The organism is Sphingobium terrigena (assembly GCF_003591655.1).
GTDB lineage: Bacteria > Pseudomonadota > Alphaproteobacteria > Sphingomonadales > Sphingomonadaceae > Sphingobium > Sphingobium terrigena.
In genome coordinates, this window is the sequence record NZ_QVRA01000003.1 from 25620 (window position 1) to 42858 (window position 17239).

A 17239-nucleotide genomic window follows, 5' to 3' on the forward strand; every position below is an offset into this window, starting at 1 on the left:
AATCCTCCCCTGCAAGGAGAGGACTATCGCATATGGGTCGCACCTCATTTTTTTTCGTCATGCTGAACTTGTTTCAGCATCCATTTCTCGTCACGAGTGGCGGCTTTTGGGGCGCGATGGACCCTGAGCCGAAGGCCAGCGCAGCTAAACAAGTTCAGGATGACCTTGAAGAGATAACGCAAAGTCAGATGCAATTCCCCTCCCTGCAAGGGGAGGGTTTCAAAAACCGCCTCAAAGCGCCTTCATGATCAGCGAGGCGTTGGTGCCGCCAAAGCCGAACGAGTTGTTCAGCACCGCGCGCACCTTGCGCTGCTTGGCGACATGGGGAACCAGGTCGACGCCCTTGCAGCTTTCGCTCGGCTCATCCAGGTTCAGCGTCGGCGGCACAATGCCGTCGCGCATGGCCAGGATGCAGAAGATGCTTTCCACCGCGCCCGCGCCGCCCAGCAAATGGCCGATCGCCGACTTGGTCGAACTCATCGACATGGCGCTGATCTGGTCGCCGAACAGGCGGCGGACCGCGCCCAGCTCCAGCTCGTCACCCAGCGGGGTCGATGTGCCATGGGCGTTCACATAGTCGATATCTTCGAGGCTGAGGCCCGACTTCTTGAGCGCCATCGCCATCGAGCGGAACGCGCCGGAGCCTTCGGGATGCGGGGCGGTGACGTGATAGGCGTCGCCCGACAGGCCGTAACCCAGCACTTCGGCGTAGATTTTCGCGCCGCGCGCCTTGGCCCGCTCATATTCTTCCAGCACGACCACGCCTGCGCCCTCGCCCATGACGAAGCCGTCGCGGTTGACGTCATAGGGGCGGCTGGCGCGGGTCGGATCATCATTGAACCCGGTCGAGAGCGCGCGCGCCTGCGAGAAGCCGGCGATGCCGATCGGGCAGATCGCGCTTTCCGCGCCGCCCGCCAGCATCACGTCGGCATCGTCCATCGCGATCATCCGCGCGGCATCGCCGATCGAATGGGCGCCGGTCGAGCAGGCGGTGACGACGGCGTGGTTCGGACCCATCAGGCCATATTTGATGCTGACCTGACCGGAAATCAGGTTGATCAGGCGGCCATGGACGAAGTGCGGGCTGACCCGGCCTGGTCCCTTGGTCGCCAGCACCAGCGATTCGCTTTCAATGCCCGGCAGGCCGCCAATGCCCGAACCGATAGAGCACCCGGCGCGCAGCCGTTCCTCCTCGCTCATATTGAGCAGGCCCGCATCCCTGAGCGCCTCGCTCGCCGCTGCAATTCCGAACACGATGAACAGATCGACCTGGCGCTGGACCTTGTGATCCACCTCCAGATTGGCGTCGAAGCCGTACTCATGGTCCTTGGGCTTCACTTCGCACGCGATGCGGCACTTATAGTCGGTGGGGTCGAACCGGGTGATCGTCGCCGCGCCGGATTTGGACGCAATGATGTTCTTCCAGCTGGTTTCGACATCTCCGCCAAGCGGGGTCACCATGCCAAGACCGGTTACGACGACACGACGCATATGCTAGCTCCGAAATTCCTTGTTGGCGTTTCGCCGTTCCCTTAACCGCTTGTGCGACAGTTGTGAACGGCGCGCCAGATACGAAAAGGCTCCCCACACCCCGGAATCACCGGACAGGAGGAGCCGTTTCTCTCAACGCATTACCGGCCCGCCGCCCATGGGGCAGGCCGCAATACGCCTTACTGCTTGCTGTCGATATAGTCGATCGCATCCTTGACGGTGCCGATCTTCTCAGCCGCATCGTCGGGAATTTCGACGCCGAATTCTTCCTCGAACGCCATCACCAGCTCAACGATGTCGAGGCTGTCAGCGCCCAGATCGTCGATGAAGCTGGCATCCTCGGTCACCTTTTCGGCTTCAACGCCCAGATGCTCGACGACGATTTTCTTTACGCGATCCGCGGTCTCACTCATGAGTGGTCCTTCTTGACTGGTATCGTTGGTGGGTCTGAATAACTGTTAAGGCAGCCCTAGTGCCAAGCGCCGATACAGGCAAGAGGCAAGGCCGCCAAGCCCCTTTCATTCGCGCCAGGCAATGATTCCGCAACAAAATAGCGCCAATCGGGGCATGGCAACGCTTCATTTACCAAAATTTCAGCGGCTTGTGCGAGGGATTGGGGCATGATCATGCCGCCAGCCACCGATCGCTTCATGACCCGTGCGCGCGTCCGGCTGACCGCGATGCTGATATTGGCGGCGACGATCATCGGCCTTTGCACGCTATTTGCCACCGCCCATGGCACGGTGGATTCGCTGGGGCGACCGCTGGGGACCGATTTTTCCAACGTCTGGACCGCGGGACACATGGCCGATCAGGGCCGTGCGCCCGAAGCATGGGACTGGCCGACCCAGCACGAAGTGCAGAAACAGGTCCACCATAATGACGCCATCCCCTTCTACGGCTGGCACTATCCCCCGCCCTTCCTGATCATCGCCACGCTGCTGGCGCAATTTCCCTATGTCGCGGCACTGCTGATCTGGCAGGGGCTGAGCCTGACTTTATGCCTGACGCTGGTACGGCGCATCCTGCCCGATGATCGTGACGCCATATTGGTGGCGCTGGGCGCGCCGGTGGTGCTGGTGTGCCTGGGCCATGGCCAGAACGCCTTTCTGACCGCCAGCCTGCTGGGCGCGGGGATGCTGCTGCTCGACCGGCGGCCATGGGTCGCGGGGATGCTGCTGGGTGCTCTGGTCTATAAGCCGCAATTTGCCGTGCTGATCCCCGTGCTGATCCTGGCGCGGGGGAATATGCGCGCTTTCCTGTCGGCCGGGCTGACCGTGACGGCATTGTGCCTGCTGACGCTGGCGATCTGGGGCTGGCCGGTGTGGCAGGCCTTCATCGAGTCCCTGCCGCTGACCCGCCATATCATCATCGAAGCGGGCGCGACGGGCTGGGAGAAAATCCAAAGCCCCTTCGCCGCCATCCGCCAATGGGGTGGATCGATCCCCGCCGCTTATGCGGTGCAGGCGATCGTCTCCGCCCTCGCCATCGCAGCGGCAGCGCTGGTGGCACGGCGCGGGTCTATGGCGGCGCGCGGTGCTGCGGCGCTAAGCGCGGCTTTGCTCTGCACGCCCTATGTGCTGGACTATGATTTCGTGCTGCTGGGCGTTGCCATCGCCTTCATCGCCGCGGACATGGCGGCGCGCGGGACGCTGCGCTGGGAGCCGACATGGCTGGCCTATGCGTGGATCGCGCCATTGTTCGGCCGGGCCGTGTCGGAATGGACGCTGATCCCGGTCAACCTGATCGCCGCCATCGCCGTGCTAACACTGGCGACGCGGCGCGCCATCCTGATGGACGGCGCGCTCACCGGCTTCAGATCATGGCCATTCCGCCGTTCACGTGAAGAGTTTGTCCATTAACATAGCCCGCCTCACGGCTCGCCAGATAGACGACCGCCGCACCGATATCATCGCCATCGCCCAGATCGCCTGCCGGAATCTTCTGGAGGATCGCGCCCTTTTGCGCGTCATTGAGCGCGTCGGTCATGGCCGACCGAATGAAGCCGGGCGCGACGCAATTGACGGTGATGCCGCGGCTGGCGAGTTCCTGGCCCAGGCTCTTGGACATGCCGATAATGCCTGCCTTGGACGCACAATAGTTGGACTGGCCCGGATTGCCGGTGACGCCCACCACGGACGTGATCGAGATGATGCGGCCAAAGCGCGCCTTCATCATCGGCTTGGCCGCCGCGCGGCACAGGCGGAAAGCGGCCTCCAGATTGATCGCGATCACGCTCGACCATTCTTCATCCTTCATTCGCAGGATGAGGTTGTCGCGGGTGACGCCGGCATTGTTGACCAGGATGTCGATCTTCCCCAGCGCCTCCACCGCCTGCGGCACCAGCGCATCGACAGATGCGGGGTCGGACAGGTTGCAGACGATCGTTTTGTGATCCCCGCCCAGCTCCGCCGCAAACGCCTTGAGCTTATCCTCATTGCTGCCCGAAAGCGCGAGCGTCGCCCCCTGGGCGGCCAACGCCTTGGCAATGGAAGAGCCAATCCCCCCCGAAGCGCCAGTCACCAGCGCGGTCATGCCTGTCAGATCGAACATGTCAGTCTCCCTTGAATGTCGGCGGGCGGCGGTCGAAGAAGGCGTTTATCGCCTCGTCATGGTCCGCCGTCGCATGGGCCAGCGCCTGCATTGCGCCTGCCATTTCCAATATCTGTGAAAGCTCTGCCGTCTGCGCCGCGCGCAGCAGACGCTTGGTCATGCGGGTCGCATGGGGCGGGTTGGCGGCGATGGCATCGGCCTGTTGGCGCGCCGCGGCCATCAAATCCTCGTCCGGCACAACTTCGCTCACCAGCCCGATACGCAGCGCCTCGGCGGCATCGATCGTCTCGCCGGTCAGCGACAATTGCGCAGCCTTGGAAAAACCCACGATGCGCGGCAGCAGCCATGCGCCGCCATCGCCCGACACAAGGCCCAGTTTCACGAAACTTTCGGCAAAGCGCGCCGACTGGCCCGCAATCCGCACGTCGCACATGCAGGTCAGGTCCATCCCCGCGCCGATCGCCGGGCCATTGACCGCCGCGATCACCGGCAGTTCGATCGCCTGGAACAGGAGCGGCAGGCGCTGGATACCCGCGCGATAGTTGCGCCGCGTCTCCGCGGGCAGTCCGGCGCGCAGGCCACCCGCATCGGGCCGCATCGCGTTCAAATCACCGCCCGACGAAAAGGCGCTGCCCGCCCCGGTCAGGATGGCGACATGGATCGAGATATCGCGCTCGGCTTCCTCGAACACTGCGCACAACGCATCGACCATCGCCGGGTCGGAAATCGGGTTGCGCCGGTCTGGCTGGTTCAGCGTGACCGTCAGCACCGGCCCATCGCGCTGGGTGAGAACCGCGCTCATAGCGATCCCAGCGCAGCCTCAATGTCGTCCATCGTGACGACGCTGCGCACGGTCGCGTCGGGCGCGATGCGCTTGACCATCGGACCCAGCACCTTGCCGCCCAACTCGACGAAATCTGTCACGCCCGCCTCCCACATGGCAGCGACGGATTCGCGCCAGCGCACCCGGCCCGTCACCTGCTCGACCAGCCGCGCGCGAATCTCGTTCGGGTCGGCGATCGGCGTGGCCAGCACATTGGCATAGACCGGCAGCAGCGGGGCATTGATCACCGCATCGGCCAGCGCCAGCGCCATCGCGTCAGCAGCGGGCTGCATCAGCGGACAGTGGAAGGGCGCGGATACCGGCAGCAACACGCCGCGCTTGATGCCATGATCCTTGACCATCGCCACCGCCCGCTCGATCGCGCCGCGATGCCCGGAAATGACGACCTGGCTTGGGTCATTGTCATTGGCGACGGTGCAGACCTCTCCCTCAGCCGCCGCGTCTGCCAGCGCCTGCGCCTTCTCTATATCCGCACCCAGCAGCGCCGCCATCGCGCCCTCGCCCACCGGCACGGCCGCCTGCATCGCCTGGCCGCGCAGCTTGAGCAACCGCGCCGTCGTGCCAAGGTCGAACGCTTCGGCGGCGCACAATGCGCTATATTCGCCCAGGCTATGGCCTGCGACATAATCGCCCTTGTCGCTCAGCGAAAAACCGCCTTCGCGCTGCATCACCCGCAGCGTCGCGATGGCATTGGCCATGATTGCGGGCTGGGCATTTTCGGTCAGGGTCAGGTCGCTCTCTGGCCCTTCGATCATGATGCGGAACAAATTTTGTTTCAGCGCGTCATCGACTTCCTGAAACAGCTCACGCGCGGCGGGACTGGCATCGGCCAGCGCCTTGCCCATGCCTACCGACTGGCTGCCCTGCCCCGGAAATAGAAAAGCCCGCATTCGTCATCCCCTGACCCAAGCGCTACAAAAAGCGCGTAATTTCAATGGTGTTACACTTTGAGACATAAATGGCATTGAGGCATACACATGTCTGCGGCAGGCAGGCATCCGACACCCTGCCCCCTTTGCCGGGGGACTGAATGACGGCCCCTTTAACGATGACGGAGTGCAAGGAAAAGGTGCGATATCGCATTGTCTGGATCATAGGAACGGCGCTTGCCCTCTCCGCCTGCGCAGCGGGGCCGGACTATCGCGCGCCGCAGCCTGCCGCGCTTGGCATCCCCGCCGCCTATGATCAGGGCAGCGGCGCACCCGTCAGCGACGCGGAGCTTGCCCAATGGTGGACGCGCCTTAACGATCCGGCGCTGTCCGCACTGATCGATACGGCGATCATCGCCAATCTCGACATATTGCAGGGGCAGGCGCGGTTGCGGCAGGCGCGGGAATCGCTGGCACAGGCCAATGCGTCCTTCCTGCCACAAATCAGCGGATCGGGCAGCGGCGGCAAAAATTACCGCAGCCAGGCGGGCGGCACCCGCGTCGACAATAATGGCAATGTCATCAGCACGGGCGCGAGCAACTGGTCGAGCAGCTATTCGGCAAACGCCAATGCCAGCTGGCAGATCGATCTGTTCGGCGAATTGTCGCGCAGCGCCGAAGCGGCACGCGCGGACCTTGCCGCATCGGGCTATGATCTGGCGACGGTGCGGATGACGATCATATCCGAACTGGTCACCAACTATGTCCAGGCGCGGCTGGCGCAGGAGCAGTTGCGCGTCGCCCGTGAGAGCCGGCAGGTGCAGCAGGATAATTATGACATTGCCCGCTGGCGCTTGCAGGCGGGCCTCGTCTCCTCGCTCGACGAGCAGCAGGCGCGTGCGCAACTGGCCCAGACCAGCGCATCGATCCCGCAGATCGAGGCCAGCCTGCGCGGCAGCCTCAACCGCATCGCCGTGCTGACCGGGCAGGCGCCGGGAGCCGCCACCCGTGCGCTCGAAACCCCTGCCCCCATTCCCACCGCTGCGATCGACATCGCCACCGGCATCCCCGCCGACACGCTGCGCCAGCGACCCGATGTGCGCAGCGCCGAACGCAACCTCGCCGCTGCCACCGCGCGGATCGGCGTGGCGCAGGCGCAGCTTTATCCCTCGCTCGGCATCAGCGGCAATATCGGCACCACCTCCAACGCCTTCAAAGACCTGTTCAGCCTGATCACCGGCGGCGTGTTTGCCAATGTCGCGCAGACGATCTTCGACGGTGGCCGCCTCGCCTCGCAAGTCCGGGCGCAGAAGGCGGCGACCGACGGCGCATTTGCGGCCTATAAACAAAGCGTGCTGGGCGCGCTGGAGGATGTCGAGAACGCCATGGCGTCGCTCACCAGCGCACGCCTGCGCAAGGCGGAGTTCGCGACGGCCTATGATGCGTCGAACAATGCCGCGATATTGGCGCGCAGCCAGTATCAGGCGGGCCTGACCGACTTCCAGACGCTGTCCAACAGCGAATCCACCCTTTTGAACGCGCGCAACAGCCTGGCTGGCGCGCGGTCGGACGAAATCCTGGCTCTCGCCCAGCTCTACAATGCGCTGGGCGGCGGCTGGCAGAGCATGGAAAGCCGCCCCGAATGAGCAATGACACCACCACCGATCCGGCGCTGGACGCATTTCTGGGCGCGAAACCGGCCAAGCCATGGCGCAAATGGGCGGTGCGCGGCGCGATCGGCGTCGGGCTGCTGCTGCTGATCCTGCTCGTCAGCCGTTGTTTCGCGGATGAGGATCAGCCCAATTATGCGACCCGCGAGGTCCGCAAAGGCGACCTGACGGTCAGCGTATCGGCCACTGGCAATCTGAAGCCCGTCAATCAGGTCGATGTCGGGTCCGAACAATCGGGCAAGATCACCGCCGTCTATGTCGATGTGAACGACCGCGTGGTGAAGGGCCAGCGACTGGCCGAACTCGACACGCGCCGTCTGGTCGATACGGTAAACCAGAACCGGGCGCAGGTGTCAGCATCACAAGCGCAGGTCGCACAGGCACAGGCTCAGGTCGCTCTGGCCAAGGCGACGCTCGACCGGCAGCTTAACGTGTTCCAGCTGTCGGGCGGCAAGGTGCCAGCCAAGACCGAGATCGATTCGGCCCGCGCCAATTATGAAGGCGCGCTTGCCACGCTGCGGTCGGCGCAGGCGCAGGTCGATGTGTCCCGCGCGCAACTCTCCTCCGCCCAGACCAACCTGACCATCGCGCAGATCGTGTCGCCCGTGAATGGCGTCGTCCTGTCGCGCGATATCGAGCCGGGCCAGACCGTCGCGGCCTCGCTCAACGCCCCCGTCCTTTTCACGCTGGCCGAAGATCTGACCCAGATGGAGGTCGAGGTATCGGTGGACGAAGCCGATGTCGGACAGGTGAAGGAAGGCCAGAGCGCCACCTTCGCCGTCGACGCCTTCCCCGGCCGCAGCTTCCCGGCCAGGGTCACGCGGGTCAATGTCGGGTCGAACAGCGCCAGCACGTCCTCCTCTTCCACGACCAGCACCGCCAGCAGCTCGTCTGGCACCGTGGTCGCCTATACCGCCGTGCTGACCGTCAATAATGGCGACGAAACCCTGCGCCCCGGCATGACCGCGACGGCGGACATCGTGACGCAGGAATTGCGCGACGTGCTGCTCGTCCCCAACGCCGCGCTGCGTTTCAAGCCCAGCGCGGGCGCAGCCCAGGGTGGCGGCATCACCAGCACGCTGATGCCCCGCCGCCGCGGCAATCGCGCCGCCCGCGAAGTCAGCTTCGGCGCGGGCAGCAGTCAGACCGTCTATGTCGTGGGGGAAGACGGCAAGCCCCAGGCGATCCAGGTCGTCGTCGGTGCCAGCGACGGATCGCGCACCGTCATTACCGGCGGCGATCTGAAGCCGGGGATGCGCGTCATCACCGGGCAATTGGCGGCAGGCCAGCAGCCGCCAGCCGAAGATCAGGCGCGCAACGGCGCAGACCAGCGCGCCCCACGCAAGGACAGCGCACCGCGCAACCCGGCGACCGACGGCACGCCTGCGACCGTGGGGAAGCTCGGCAATTCGGGTGACGCGCCTCCGCAAACTGCCCCCGTGACGGCCGCCCCCGTGACGGCCAAGCCCTGATCGCCATGAGCGTCGATCCCATCATCACCCTGCGCGGCGTCACCAAAGTCTATGGCAGCGGCGCAACCGAGTTTCAGGCCTTGAAGGGCATTGACCTCGACATTGCGCAGGGCGATTTCGTCGCGGTGATGGGGCCGTCCGGCTCCGGCAAATCGACGACGATGAACATCCTTGGCTGCCTCGACGTGCCGTCGGCAGGCGAGCTCCTGTTCAAGGGGCATCATGTCGAAACGCTGGACCGCGACCAGCGCGCGCTGCTGCGCCGCCGCTATCTGGGCTTTGTGTTTCAGGGGTTCAACCTGCTCTCCCGCACCAGCGCGCTGGAGAATGTCGAACTGCCCCTGCTCTATCGCGGCGAGGACAAGCAGACCCGATACGACATGGGCATGGCCGCGCTGGACAAGGTGGGCCTTAAGCAATGGTGGGACCATACCCCCGCCGAACTGTCCGGCGGCCAGCAACAGCGCGTCGCCATCGCCCGCGCCATCGTCACCAGCCCCGACGTGCTGCTGGCCGACGAACCAACCGGCAACCTCGATTCGGAACGCTCGATCGAGATCATGGAATTGCTGACCGACCTCAACAGGAATAGCGGCATCACCGTGCTGATGGTGACCCACGAACCCGACATGGCAGCGTTCGCGCGGACGATCGTGCATTTTCGCGACGGGCTGGTCGAGCGGGTCGAGAAGGGGTTGGCGGGGTGAGGGATATGCGCGCGCAAACCTTCTCCCCTTGGGGGAGAAGGATACGGAGCCTTGGTGAGCGAAGCGAACTTAGGCGCAGTTGGAAGAGGGGGAAGCGCCCCATCGACGGCGCGCGTCCCCCTCTCCAAGCTATGCTAGCCAGCAAGCTGGCAAGCGCCGCTATCCTCTCCCCCAAGGGGCGAGGAGACTTAAGATGCTAGGCACCACCATCATCCTCGCCTTCCGCGCGATCAACCGGCACAAGCTGCGCAGTTTCCTGACCACGCTGGGCATCATCATCGGCGTGGCCGCGGTCGTCACCATGGTGACGCTGGGCAATGGTGCCACCGCAGCGGTGCGGGAACAGATTAGTTCGCTCGGCGCCAACGTGCTGCAATTGCGCCCCGGTCAGGGCTTTGGCCGTGGCGGCGGCGGGCCGCGTCCGCCCGATTTCAAACCGGCGGATCTGACTGCGATCCAGAACCAGCTGACCGGCGTGCGCGCTGTCGCGCCCATGGCCCAGTCCAGCGGCACCGCCATTTATGAAGGCAATAACTGGTCCACCACCGTCTATGGCACCACGGCTTCCTATTTCGAGGTGCAAAGCTGGAAGGTCACCAGCGGTCGGCTGTTCATGCCCGAAGAGGAAGAGTCCGGTCGCCCGGTCTGCATCATCGGCAATACCGTCCGCACCAACCTGTTCCAGGGCGGCGACCCGATCGGCCAGCGGATGCGGATCAAAGGCGTGTCCTGTCAGGTGATCGGCGCGCTGGCGACGCGGGGCCAGGGCGGCTTTGGCGATCAGGATGACGTCGTCGTCATGCCGATCAAATTCGTCCAGCGCCGCTTCACCGGCAATCGCGATATCAGCCAGATCATGATTGCGGTGGACGACGCCTATGACACGTCGACCGTGCAGCAAAGCCTGGAAGATCTGATGCGCGAACGCCGCCAGATCAAAGCCGGGGGCGAAGATAATTTCAACATATTCGACACCAAGCAGATCAGCGACACGCTGACCGGCACCACCACCATCCTGACGCAAATCGTCGGGGCGGTTGCGGCAATCTCCCTGCTGGTCGGCGGCATCGGCATCATGAACATCATGCTGGTGTCGGTGACCGAGCGCACGCGGGAGATCGGCATCCGCCTCGCCATCGGCGCGGTCGCGGGCGAAGTGCTGATGCAGTTTCTGGTCGAGGCGATCGTGCTGTCCTGCCTGGGCGGGGTCATCGGCCTGCTGATCGCCCTCGTCGCCTCCTGGGCCATAGCCCCACTGATGCAGGTGCCCTTTATCTTCGACCTGAAGGTCAATCTGATCGCCTTTTTCTTTTCCGCCGTCATCGGCGTCGTGTTCGGCTATTTCCCGGCCCGCCGCGCCGCCGCGCTCAACCCCATCGACGCGCTGCGCCACGAATAAAGCAGGCTGGTCCGATCGGTATCATCCTGACGGCGGGCGCCGAAATCGGCGAAGATGAACAGACATTCATCTTAAATCCCAATCTGTTACAATTTCCGACACTCTGTGCCCTTCCCCGACACATGGCTGCGACAAGCACCCCCTATCTCTGTTCTCGACGCCGCAGAGGGCGCCCGAAACACGGCAAAGGAGCAAGACATGTTCAAGAAAATCCTCATGGCGCTGGCCACCACCACTCTGGTCGCCAGCCCGATCATCAGCAGCCAGGCGCAGGCACAAGGCTATGGCCAGCAGCACCGTCAGGAACAGACCCGCACAGTCGTCAAGCAGAAGCCAAACGGCCGCACCGTGGTCAAGCAGCGGACGGTCGTTCGCAAGGATGTGCGCAACAATCGCTATGCCGCGTCGAACCACCGCTGGGCCAAGGGACAGCGCTTCGACCGTCGCCAGGCAAGCAATTATCGCGTCATCAACAATTATCGCGGCTATCGCCTGAACGCCCCGCCGCGCGGCTATCAGTGGGTCCAGTCGGGTAATGACGCGGTGCTGATCGCCATCACCAGCGGCATCATCGGCGCGGTCATCGGCGGCGCGCTCCGCTGAGGCAGACTGAAGCGCCGGGGGTTCTCCACCCTCCGGCGCTTCGTCGCGTTCACACCAGACCGGTCAGATAATAGACCGCGATCACGATGAACACCGTCACCGTCTTGATCAAAGTCAGTGCGAAAATATCCTTATAGGCCTGCCGATGGGTCAGGCCCGTCACCGCCAGCAGGGTGATAACCGCGCCATTATGCGGCAGGCTGTCCATGCCGCCCGACGCCATCGACGCGACCCGGTGCAGCACCTCGCGCGATATGCCCGCTGCATCGCCCGCCGCGATGAACTGGTCCGCCATCGCCGCCAGCGCGATCGACAGCCCGCCAGAAGCGGACCCGGTAATCCCTGCCAGCGATGTGACGGTAATCGCTTCATTGACCAGCGGATCGGGGATCGCGCGCAGCGCTTCCTTGACGATCAGAAAGCCGGGCAGTGCCGCGATCACCGCGCCAAAGCCATATTCCACCGCCGTATTCATCCCCGCCAGCAATGCGCCGCCGACCGCCGCCTTCGATCCTTCGGCAAAGCGTTTCGCGACGGTCCGATAGGCAAATAGCAATATCGTCGCGATGCCCAGCAACAGCGCGCCCTCGACCGCCCAGAGCGCCGACACCTGCGCCACCTTGACGTCGACCGGTTCCGCCATGCCCACCAGCGACAAGTTGACGACATCGCCGCTTACCCAGCGCGGGATCGCCATCGTCAGCAGCAGATTGCCAACGCCCACCACCAGCAAGGGCAACAGCGCCACCAGCGGATGCACCTTTGCCGCGGCATCCACAGGCTCCGGCTCGTTCACCAGCGTTTCCGGCGCGCCATAGCCCTCGCCCGCCGCCATCATCACGCGCCGCCGCCAGCCCAGATAAGCCAGCCCCATCGCCGCGATACAGGCAGAACCGATCAGCCCCAGAACCGGCGCGGCCCAGGCCGTGGTGCCAAAAAAGCTGGTCGGGATGATATTCTGGATCTGCGGCGTGCCGGGCAGCGCATCCATGGTGAAGGTGATCGCGCCCAGCCCGATCGTCGCGGGGACCAGTCGTTTGGGAATGTCGGCGCGGCGAAACATCTCGGCAGCGAAGGGATATACGGCGAACACCGCGACGAACACCGACACGCCGCCGTAGGTCAGCAGTGCCGTCACCGCCATGATCGCCGGGATTGCCCGCCCTGCGCCCACAATGCCGATCACCGCCGTCACGATCGCACGGGAAAAGCCGGAAATCTCCACCAGCTTGCCAAACAGCGCGCCCAGCAGGAACACCGGGAAATAGAGTTTGAGGAAACTCCCCACCTTCTCCATGAACAGGCCCGAAAAGGCCGCCGGGACCGCGGCAGGATCAGTCAGCAACACCGCCAGCATCGCCAGCAACGGCGCCATGATGATGACGCTCATGCCGCGATAGGCCGCGATCATCAGCAGGATCAGGGATAATGCTGCAATACCGACTGCCATATATCCGCTCCCCAAATCCGTTCGCGCTGAGCCCTTCGACTGCCTGCCAAGGCAGGCGCTCAGGATGAACTTCACCAGAGGTGAAGTCGAAGCGCTCCGCTGAACGCAGTGAAGCGCCTTCGCTCCGCTCAGGCAAGGGCTTCGACTTCGCTCAGCCCGAACGGATGGATTTACTTCGCACGCTCTTGCCTTTCCCCCGCCTTTCCCCCATAGGCGCGCCTTCGCATCGGGCCAGAGGTGACTCGGCACGCTTGCGGAGCATGTTAAGACGACAGCCGGAGGGGCGTTCCACATGGGGTGGGCGTCAGCAATCGGCCAACAGAGAAGGTATCATCATGGCTCTTTACGAGCATGTGTTCCTTGCGCGCCAGGATCTGGCACAGGCGCAGGTGGACGCCCTGGCGGAAAACGCCACCAAGATCGTGGAAGACAATAACGGCAAGGTGACCAAGGTCGAGACCTGGGGCCTGCGTTCGCTCGCCTACAAGATCGCCAAGAACCGCAAGGCGCACTATGTGATGCTGAACATCGACGCCCCCGGCGGCGTGATCGCGGAACTGGAGCGCCAGACCCAGATCAACGAGGACATCATCCGCTACATGACCGTCAAGGTCGATGAGCTGGAAGCTGGCCAGTCGGTCATGATGCGCAAGCAGGACCGCCCCGACCGTGGCGATCGCGGCCCCCGTGGTGACCGCGGCGATCGTGGTCCGCGCGAAGATCGCGGCGACCGTGGTGATCGTGGCCCGCGCCGCGACGAAATCGCTGGCGAATAAGGAGACACAAGATCATGGCACGCCCATTTTTCCGCCGCCGCAAGAGCTGCCCCTTCGCCGCCAAGGATGCGCCGAAGATCGATTATAAGGATGTCCGTCTGCTTCAGGGCTTCGTGTCCGAACGCGGCAAGATCGTCCCCAGCCGCATCACCGCCGTTTCTGCCAAGAAGCAGCGCGAACTGTCGCAGGCGATCAAGCGCGCCCGTCATCTGGGCCTGCTGCCCTACATCGTGAAGTAAGGGAGTAAGCCCCATGGAAATCATTCTGCTCGAACGTATCGAGAAGCTCGGCGCCATTGGCGACATCGTGACCGTCAAGGACGGCTACGCCCGTAACTTCCTGCTGCCGAACAAGAAGGCGCTGCGCTCCAACAACGCCAATAAAAAGGTGTTCGAGGCCAACCGCGCCAAGATCGAGGCCGACAACGCCGCTCGCCGTTCGGATGCCGAAGCGGCCGCCGACAGCGTCAACGGCACGCAGATCGTCCTGATCCGCCAGTCGTCCAACGCTGGCGCGCTCTATGGTTCGGTCGCGGTTCGCGACATCATCGAAGCGCTGCAGGCGCAGGGCGTCACTATCGTCACCAAGGCGATGGTCGTTCTGGAACGCCCGATCAAGACGCTCGGCGTGTTCGACGTCAAGGTCGCGCTGCACCCCGAAGTCGCCGTCACCATCAAGGTGAACGTGGCTCGCTCGCCTGAAGAGGCTGAACTGCAAAGCCAGGGCGTCGACGTCATGGCCGACCTGTTCGAAAAGGACGAAGCCGGCTTCACCGAAGACTATGATCCCAACGCAGAACCCGGCGATCTCGCCGCGTTCACCGAAGAAGCCCCGGCCGAAGAGGCCTGAGCTTTTCCGTCAGGACCAAACAGAAAAGCCGCCCCGCAACGGGCGGCTTTTTTGTTGGGGCATGTCCGTCGCAGACCGGATATTAGTGCGATGACCGAAGCCCATCCTCCCCTTGTAAGGGCGGGAAATTGCATCTGACTTTTCGTTACCCCCCAACGTCATCCTGAATTTATTTCAGGATCCATCGTGCCCCAAAAACCGCGGCTGGAGATGAGAAATGGATGCTGAAATAAATTCAGCATGACGGAGAGATGCCGGATTTACAGCCGCCTTACTCCGCCTCTTCAATCTCCGCGCCCGGTCCGTTCTTCAGCACGGATTCGATCGCGTTTTTCGCGCCCGCCTTGCTGCTATAGCCTTCGGTCCAGAAGATCGTTTCGCTATTATATTTGAACTTGGCGACAAACTCGCCAGCCTTGTTCTTCTCGATCACGAACTTGTGCGCCATGTCATGCCTCCAGAGTCGTTTCGTCAGCGAAACCGGGTCGGAGAATAAGCAGCAGAGTCGATCCCCGCAACGCTTTCCGGCACAGCGTCACCCCGCACCAGAGCAGCCGCCAGCAGCGCGGCGGCAGGGGCCGTCTGGATGCCGAAACCGCCCTGCCCGGCAAACCAGAAAAAGCCGGGCGCGTCAGGATCGAACCCATAAACGGGCGCGCGGTCGGGCGCGAAGCTGCGCAAACCGGCCCACTTATGCTCGACCCGCGCGATCGGCCAGTCGACCGCTTCCTCGAACCGCGCAATCGCCTGCGCCACCGCCAATTCTTCAGGTGCAGCATCGCACGGGGGCGATGGCGCCTCGTCATGCGGGGTCAGCCAGATGCGGCCCTGCCCCTCCGGCTTGAAATAGAATTGCCCGGCTAGGTCCATGATCAGCGGCAAGTCGGCCGACGGCATGGATGGCACGCGCAACTGCACCACCGTGCGCCGCAGCGGGGCCATGCCGATCGGCGCAACGCCACAGGCGCGCGCGACATCATCCGCCCATGCGCCAGCCGCATTGACCAGCACAGCGCAGTCGATCACCCCGTCCGGCGTCTCGACCCGCCAGCCGCCGCCCTCTATCCGCGCGCTCAGCAACTGCGTAGCCAACCGCACCTCGCCCCCGCGCCGCCGGAACTGGCGCAAATAGGCCTGATGCAGCGCCGCCACGTCGATATCCTGACAGCTCGCCTCCATGACGCCGATGGTCCAGTCCGGCCGCAACCCCGGCACCAGCGCGGCGGGATCAACCGGCTCCAGCACCACCTTGCCCGCAAATTCCGCCATCAGCGCATCGCGATGCCTCTCATCCCCCGCCCGGCCGATATGCAGCGTGCCGCGCGGCGACAGAAAACTGCCGTCATGAAAATCGGGGTCTGGCGCGCTCAGCAACGGCCCTGAAGCGGTGGTCAAAGGCTGCACCACCGCGCCGCCATAGCTTTCCTCCCAGAAAGCGACAGAACGCCCCGTGGCGTGATAGCCAGCGCGATCCTCCATCTCCAGCAACACGACCCGTGCATGGGCCGCCAGTTCCGCGCCCAGGCTGGCCCCGGCAATGCCGCCGCCGACAATGACAATATCGGGATGACTCATGCCGCCACCTCATCCAGAAAAGCGTCGATCCGGGCGAGCGCATCCAACCGGACGGGATCCAGTTCGCGCAATATCTCGTGCGCCGCCTCACGCCCGTAAATATGCAGCCGTGCGCCCGGAATCCGCGCGGCAACGCGGCGGATCGCCGGGGTGGACACCAGCTGGTCCCCACGGGTCGCCAATATCAGCAGCGGCACGGCGATGCGCGCTAGCGCATCCCGCTCCGCCAAGGCCCGTGTGGATTCCAGCGCCTGACTGACCCAGGTCCAGCTTGGCGGTCCCAGCGCGATGTCGCGGCTATGGTCGCGCCACCAAAGTTCGTCGGCATAGCGGTCCGGGTCGTGAGTCAGGCGCCTCTGCCGCATCCGCCGCTGCCGTTCCGACCCTTCCTTCTGCGTCCAGGCCTGCCGCTCACCCCGGCCCAGACACAGCATCGCGCGGGCCAGCGCGACTGCAAACCAGCGCGGCAAGGGCGCGCTATGCACGTCCAGCATCGGCGCGACCGTCACGGCAGCGTCCGGCGACGGCATCCCCTCGGCCAGCGCGCGCAGCAGCAAATGCCCGCCCATGCTGTGCGCCACCATCACATAGGGTCCGCTCCCCTCCGCGCGCCAGTCCGCCGCCAGCGCCTTCAGGTCCGCGATCCAGTCGGCAAAATCACCGATATGCCCGGTCATCGGATCATCGGTCAGCCGCCCCGACCCGCCCTGCCCGCGCCAGTCGAATGTGGTGACTGCCCATCCGCGCTCGGCCCAATGGTGGATCACCTCCAGATATTTTTCGATCATGTCGCCGCGCCCGCCCAGCACCAGCATCCGCCCGCGCGTGCCCTCGCCCAGCTGATAGCGGCGAACCGGCCAGCCGTCGGGCGCCGTCCAATAGTCCAGCCGCCCACCCATCGGCCAGGCACGGCGGTCAAAGGACGGCGTGGTGAAAAGGGGCGAATCCATGCGGGCCATGGTTACGGTTTGGTAAGCCATC

19 protein-coding genes are annotated in these 17239 nt (G+C 64.2%); 10 read left to right on the forward strand and 9 right to left on the reverse strand.

All coding sequences use genetic code 11. The features are described from left to right. Window positions 1–32 precede the first annotated feature (32 nt). Window positions 33–248, forward strand: a complete 216-nt coding sequence (locus tag D0Z70_RS04040) for a hypothetical protein (protein ID WP_119744130.1) — start codon at window positions 33–35, stop codon at window positions 246–248. Here D0Z70_RS04040 and fabF read toward each other — a convergent pair. Further along, the gene (fabF, locus tag D0Z70_RS04045; RefSeq protein ID WP_119744131.1) at window positions 232–1491 is read right to left on the reverse strand and encodes a beta-ketoacyl-ACP synthase II; all 1260 of its coding nucleotides are present in this window, start codon (window positions 1489–1491) and stop codon (window positions 232–234) included. The genes D0Z70_RS04040 and fabF overlap by 17 nt on opposite strands. Before the next feature lie 179 nt (window positions 1492–1670). Next, window positions 1671–1904, reverse strand: a complete 234-nt coding sequence (locus D0Z70_RS04050) for an acyl carrier protein (RefSeq protein WP_006950224.1) — start codon at window positions 1902–1904, stop codon at window positions 1671–1673. A gap of 207 nt (window positions 1905–2111) precedes the next feature. Here D0Z70_RS04050 and D0Z70_RS04055 point away from each other — a divergent pair, with 207 nt between their 5' ends. After that, window positions 2112–3353, forward strand: coding sequence for a glycosyltransferase family 87 protein (locus D0Z70_RS04055; protein ID WP_119744132.1), 1242 nt, complete (start codon window positions 2112–2114; stop codon window positions 3351–3353). Here the strand turns inward: D0Z70_RS04055 and fabG are convergent. The 3 genes from fabG to fabD are packed head-to-tail and all read right to left on the reverse strand — an operon-like array spanning window position 3307 to window position 5778. Then, the gene (gene fabG / locus D0Z70_RS04060) at window positions 3307–4044 is read right to left on the reverse strand and encodes a 3-oxoacyl-[acyl-carrier-protein] reductase (RefSeq protein WP_119744133.1); all 738 of its coding nucleotides are present in this window, start codon (window positions 4042–4044) and stop codon (window positions 3307–3309) included. The genes D0Z70_RS04055 and fabG overlap by 47 nt on opposite strands. Window position 4045: 1 nt before the next feature. Beyond that, window positions 4046–4846 (reverse strand): crotonase/enoyl-CoA hydratase family protein, encoded by an 801-nt coding sequence (locus D0Z70_RS04065; protein ID WP_119744134.1) that lies wholly within the window; start codon window positions 4844–4846, stop codon window positions 4046–4048. Then, a complete protein-coding gene (gene fabD, locus D0Z70_RS04070) occupies window positions 4843–5778 on the reverse strand; it encodes an ACP S-malonyltransferase (protein ID WP_119744135.1) in 936 nt (311 codons plus the stop codon). The genes D0Z70_RS04065 and fabD overlap by 4 nt, the downstream gene beginning before the upstream one ends. 158 nt (window positions 5779–5936) lie before the next feature. On the opposite strand from fabD, the gene D0Z70_RS04075 reads away from it, so the two are divergent. The 5 genes from D0Z70_RS04075 (at window position 5937) to D0Z70_RS04095 (ending at window position 11608) form a co-directional block, all read left to right on the forward strand. Continuing rightward, a complete protein-coding gene (locus D0Z70_RS04075; protein ID WP_182913846.1) occupies window positions 5937–7403 on the forward strand; it encodes an efflux transporter outer membrane subunit in 1467 nt (488 codons plus the stop codon). Next, a complete protein-coding gene (locus tag D0Z70_RS04080; RefSeq protein ID WP_119744136.1) occupies window positions 7400–8899 on the forward strand; it encodes an efflux RND transporter periplasmic adaptor subunit in 1500 nt (499 codons plus the stop codon). The genes D0Z70_RS04075 and D0Z70_RS04080 overlap by 4 nt, the downstream gene beginning before the upstream one ends. A 5-nt stretch (window positions 8900–8904) precedes the next feature. Continuing rightward, a complete protein-coding gene (locus D0Z70_RS04085) occupies window positions 8905–9606 on the forward strand; it encodes an ABC transporter ATP-binding protein (protein ID WP_119744137.1) in 702 nt (233 codons plus the stop codon). Between the two features lie 193 nt (window positions 9607–9799). Continuing rightward, the gene (locus tag D0Z70_RS04090) at window positions 9800–11005 is read left to right on the forward strand and encodes an ABC transporter permease (protein ID WP_119744138.1); all 1206 of its coding nucleotides are present in this window, start codon (window positions 9800–9802) and stop codon (window positions 11003–11005) included. A gap of 198 nt (window positions 11006–11203) precedes the next feature. Next, the gene (locus D0Z70_RS04095) at window positions 11204–11608 is read left to right on the forward strand and encodes an RcnB family protein (RefSeq protein WP_119744139.1); all 405 of its coding nucleotides are present in this window, start codon (window positions 11204–11206) and stop codon (window positions 11606–11608) included. Between the two features lie 49 nt (window positions 11609–11657). Here D0Z70_RS04095 and D0Z70_RS04100 read toward each other — a convergent pair whose 3' ends face one another. Continuing rightward, window positions 11658–13058 carry a GntP family permease gene (locus D0Z70_RS04100; RefSeq protein WP_119744140.1) on the reverse strand — a complete coding sequence of 467 codons (1401 nt, stop codon included), beginning with the start codon at window positions 13056–13058 and terminating at the stop codon, window positions 11658–11660. Window positions 13059–13393: 335 nt separating this feature from the next. Here D0Z70_RS04100 and rpsF point away from each other — a divergent pair, with 335 nt between their 5' ends. Genes rpsF through rplI form a run of 3 tightly spaced genes read left to right on the forward strand, consistent with a single transcriptional unit; the run spans window position 13394 to window position 14683 of the window. Then, window positions 13394–13834: a 30S ribosomal protein S6 gene (gene rpsF / locus D0Z70_RS04105; protein ID WP_119744141.1), complete on the forward strand. Its 441-nt coding sequence runs from the start codon at window positions 13394–13396 to the stop codon at window positions 13832–13834. Between the two features lie 14 nt (window positions 13835–13848). Continuing rightward, window positions 13849–14073 (forward strand): 30S ribosomal protein S18, encoded by a 225-nt coding sequence (gene rpsR, locus D0Z70_RS04110; RefSeq protein WP_006950194.1) that lies wholly within the window; start codon window positions 13849–13851, stop codon window positions 14071–14073. Window positions 14074–14086: 13 nt separating this feature from the next. Then, window positions 14087–14683, forward strand: coding sequence for a 50S ribosomal protein L9 (rplI, locus tag D0Z70_RS04115; protein WP_119744142.1), 597 nt, complete (start codon window positions 14087–14089; stop codon window positions 14681–14683). Window positions 14684–14954: 271 nt separating this feature from the next. Here rplI and D0Z70_RS04120 read toward each other — a convergent pair whose 3' ends face one another. Genes D0Z70_RS04120 through D0Z70_RS04130 form a run of 3 tightly spaced genes read right to left on the reverse strand, consistent with a single transcriptional unit; the run spans window position 14955 to window position 17217 of the window. Beyond that, a complete protein-coding gene (locus tag D0Z70_RS04120; RefSeq protein WP_119744143.1) occupies window positions 14955–15131 on the reverse strand; it encodes a YegP family protein in 177 nt (58 codons plus the stop codon). 23 nt (window positions 15132–15154) lie between these two features. Beyond that, window positions 15155–16258 (reverse strand): NAD(P)/FAD-dependent oxidoreductase, encoded by a 1104-nt coding sequence (locus D0Z70_RS04125; protein ID WP_119744144.1) that lies wholly within the window; start codon window positions 16256–16258, stop codon window positions 15155–15157. Beyond that, window positions 16255–17217, reverse strand: a complete 963-nt coding sequence (locus tag D0Z70_RS04130; protein WP_420820363.1) for an alpha/beta hydrolase — start codon at window positions 17215–17217, stop codon at window positions 16255–16257. The genes D0Z70_RS04125 and D0Z70_RS04130 overlap by 4 nt, the downstream gene beginning before the upstream one ends. Window positions 17218–17239 lie beyond the last annotated feature (22 nt).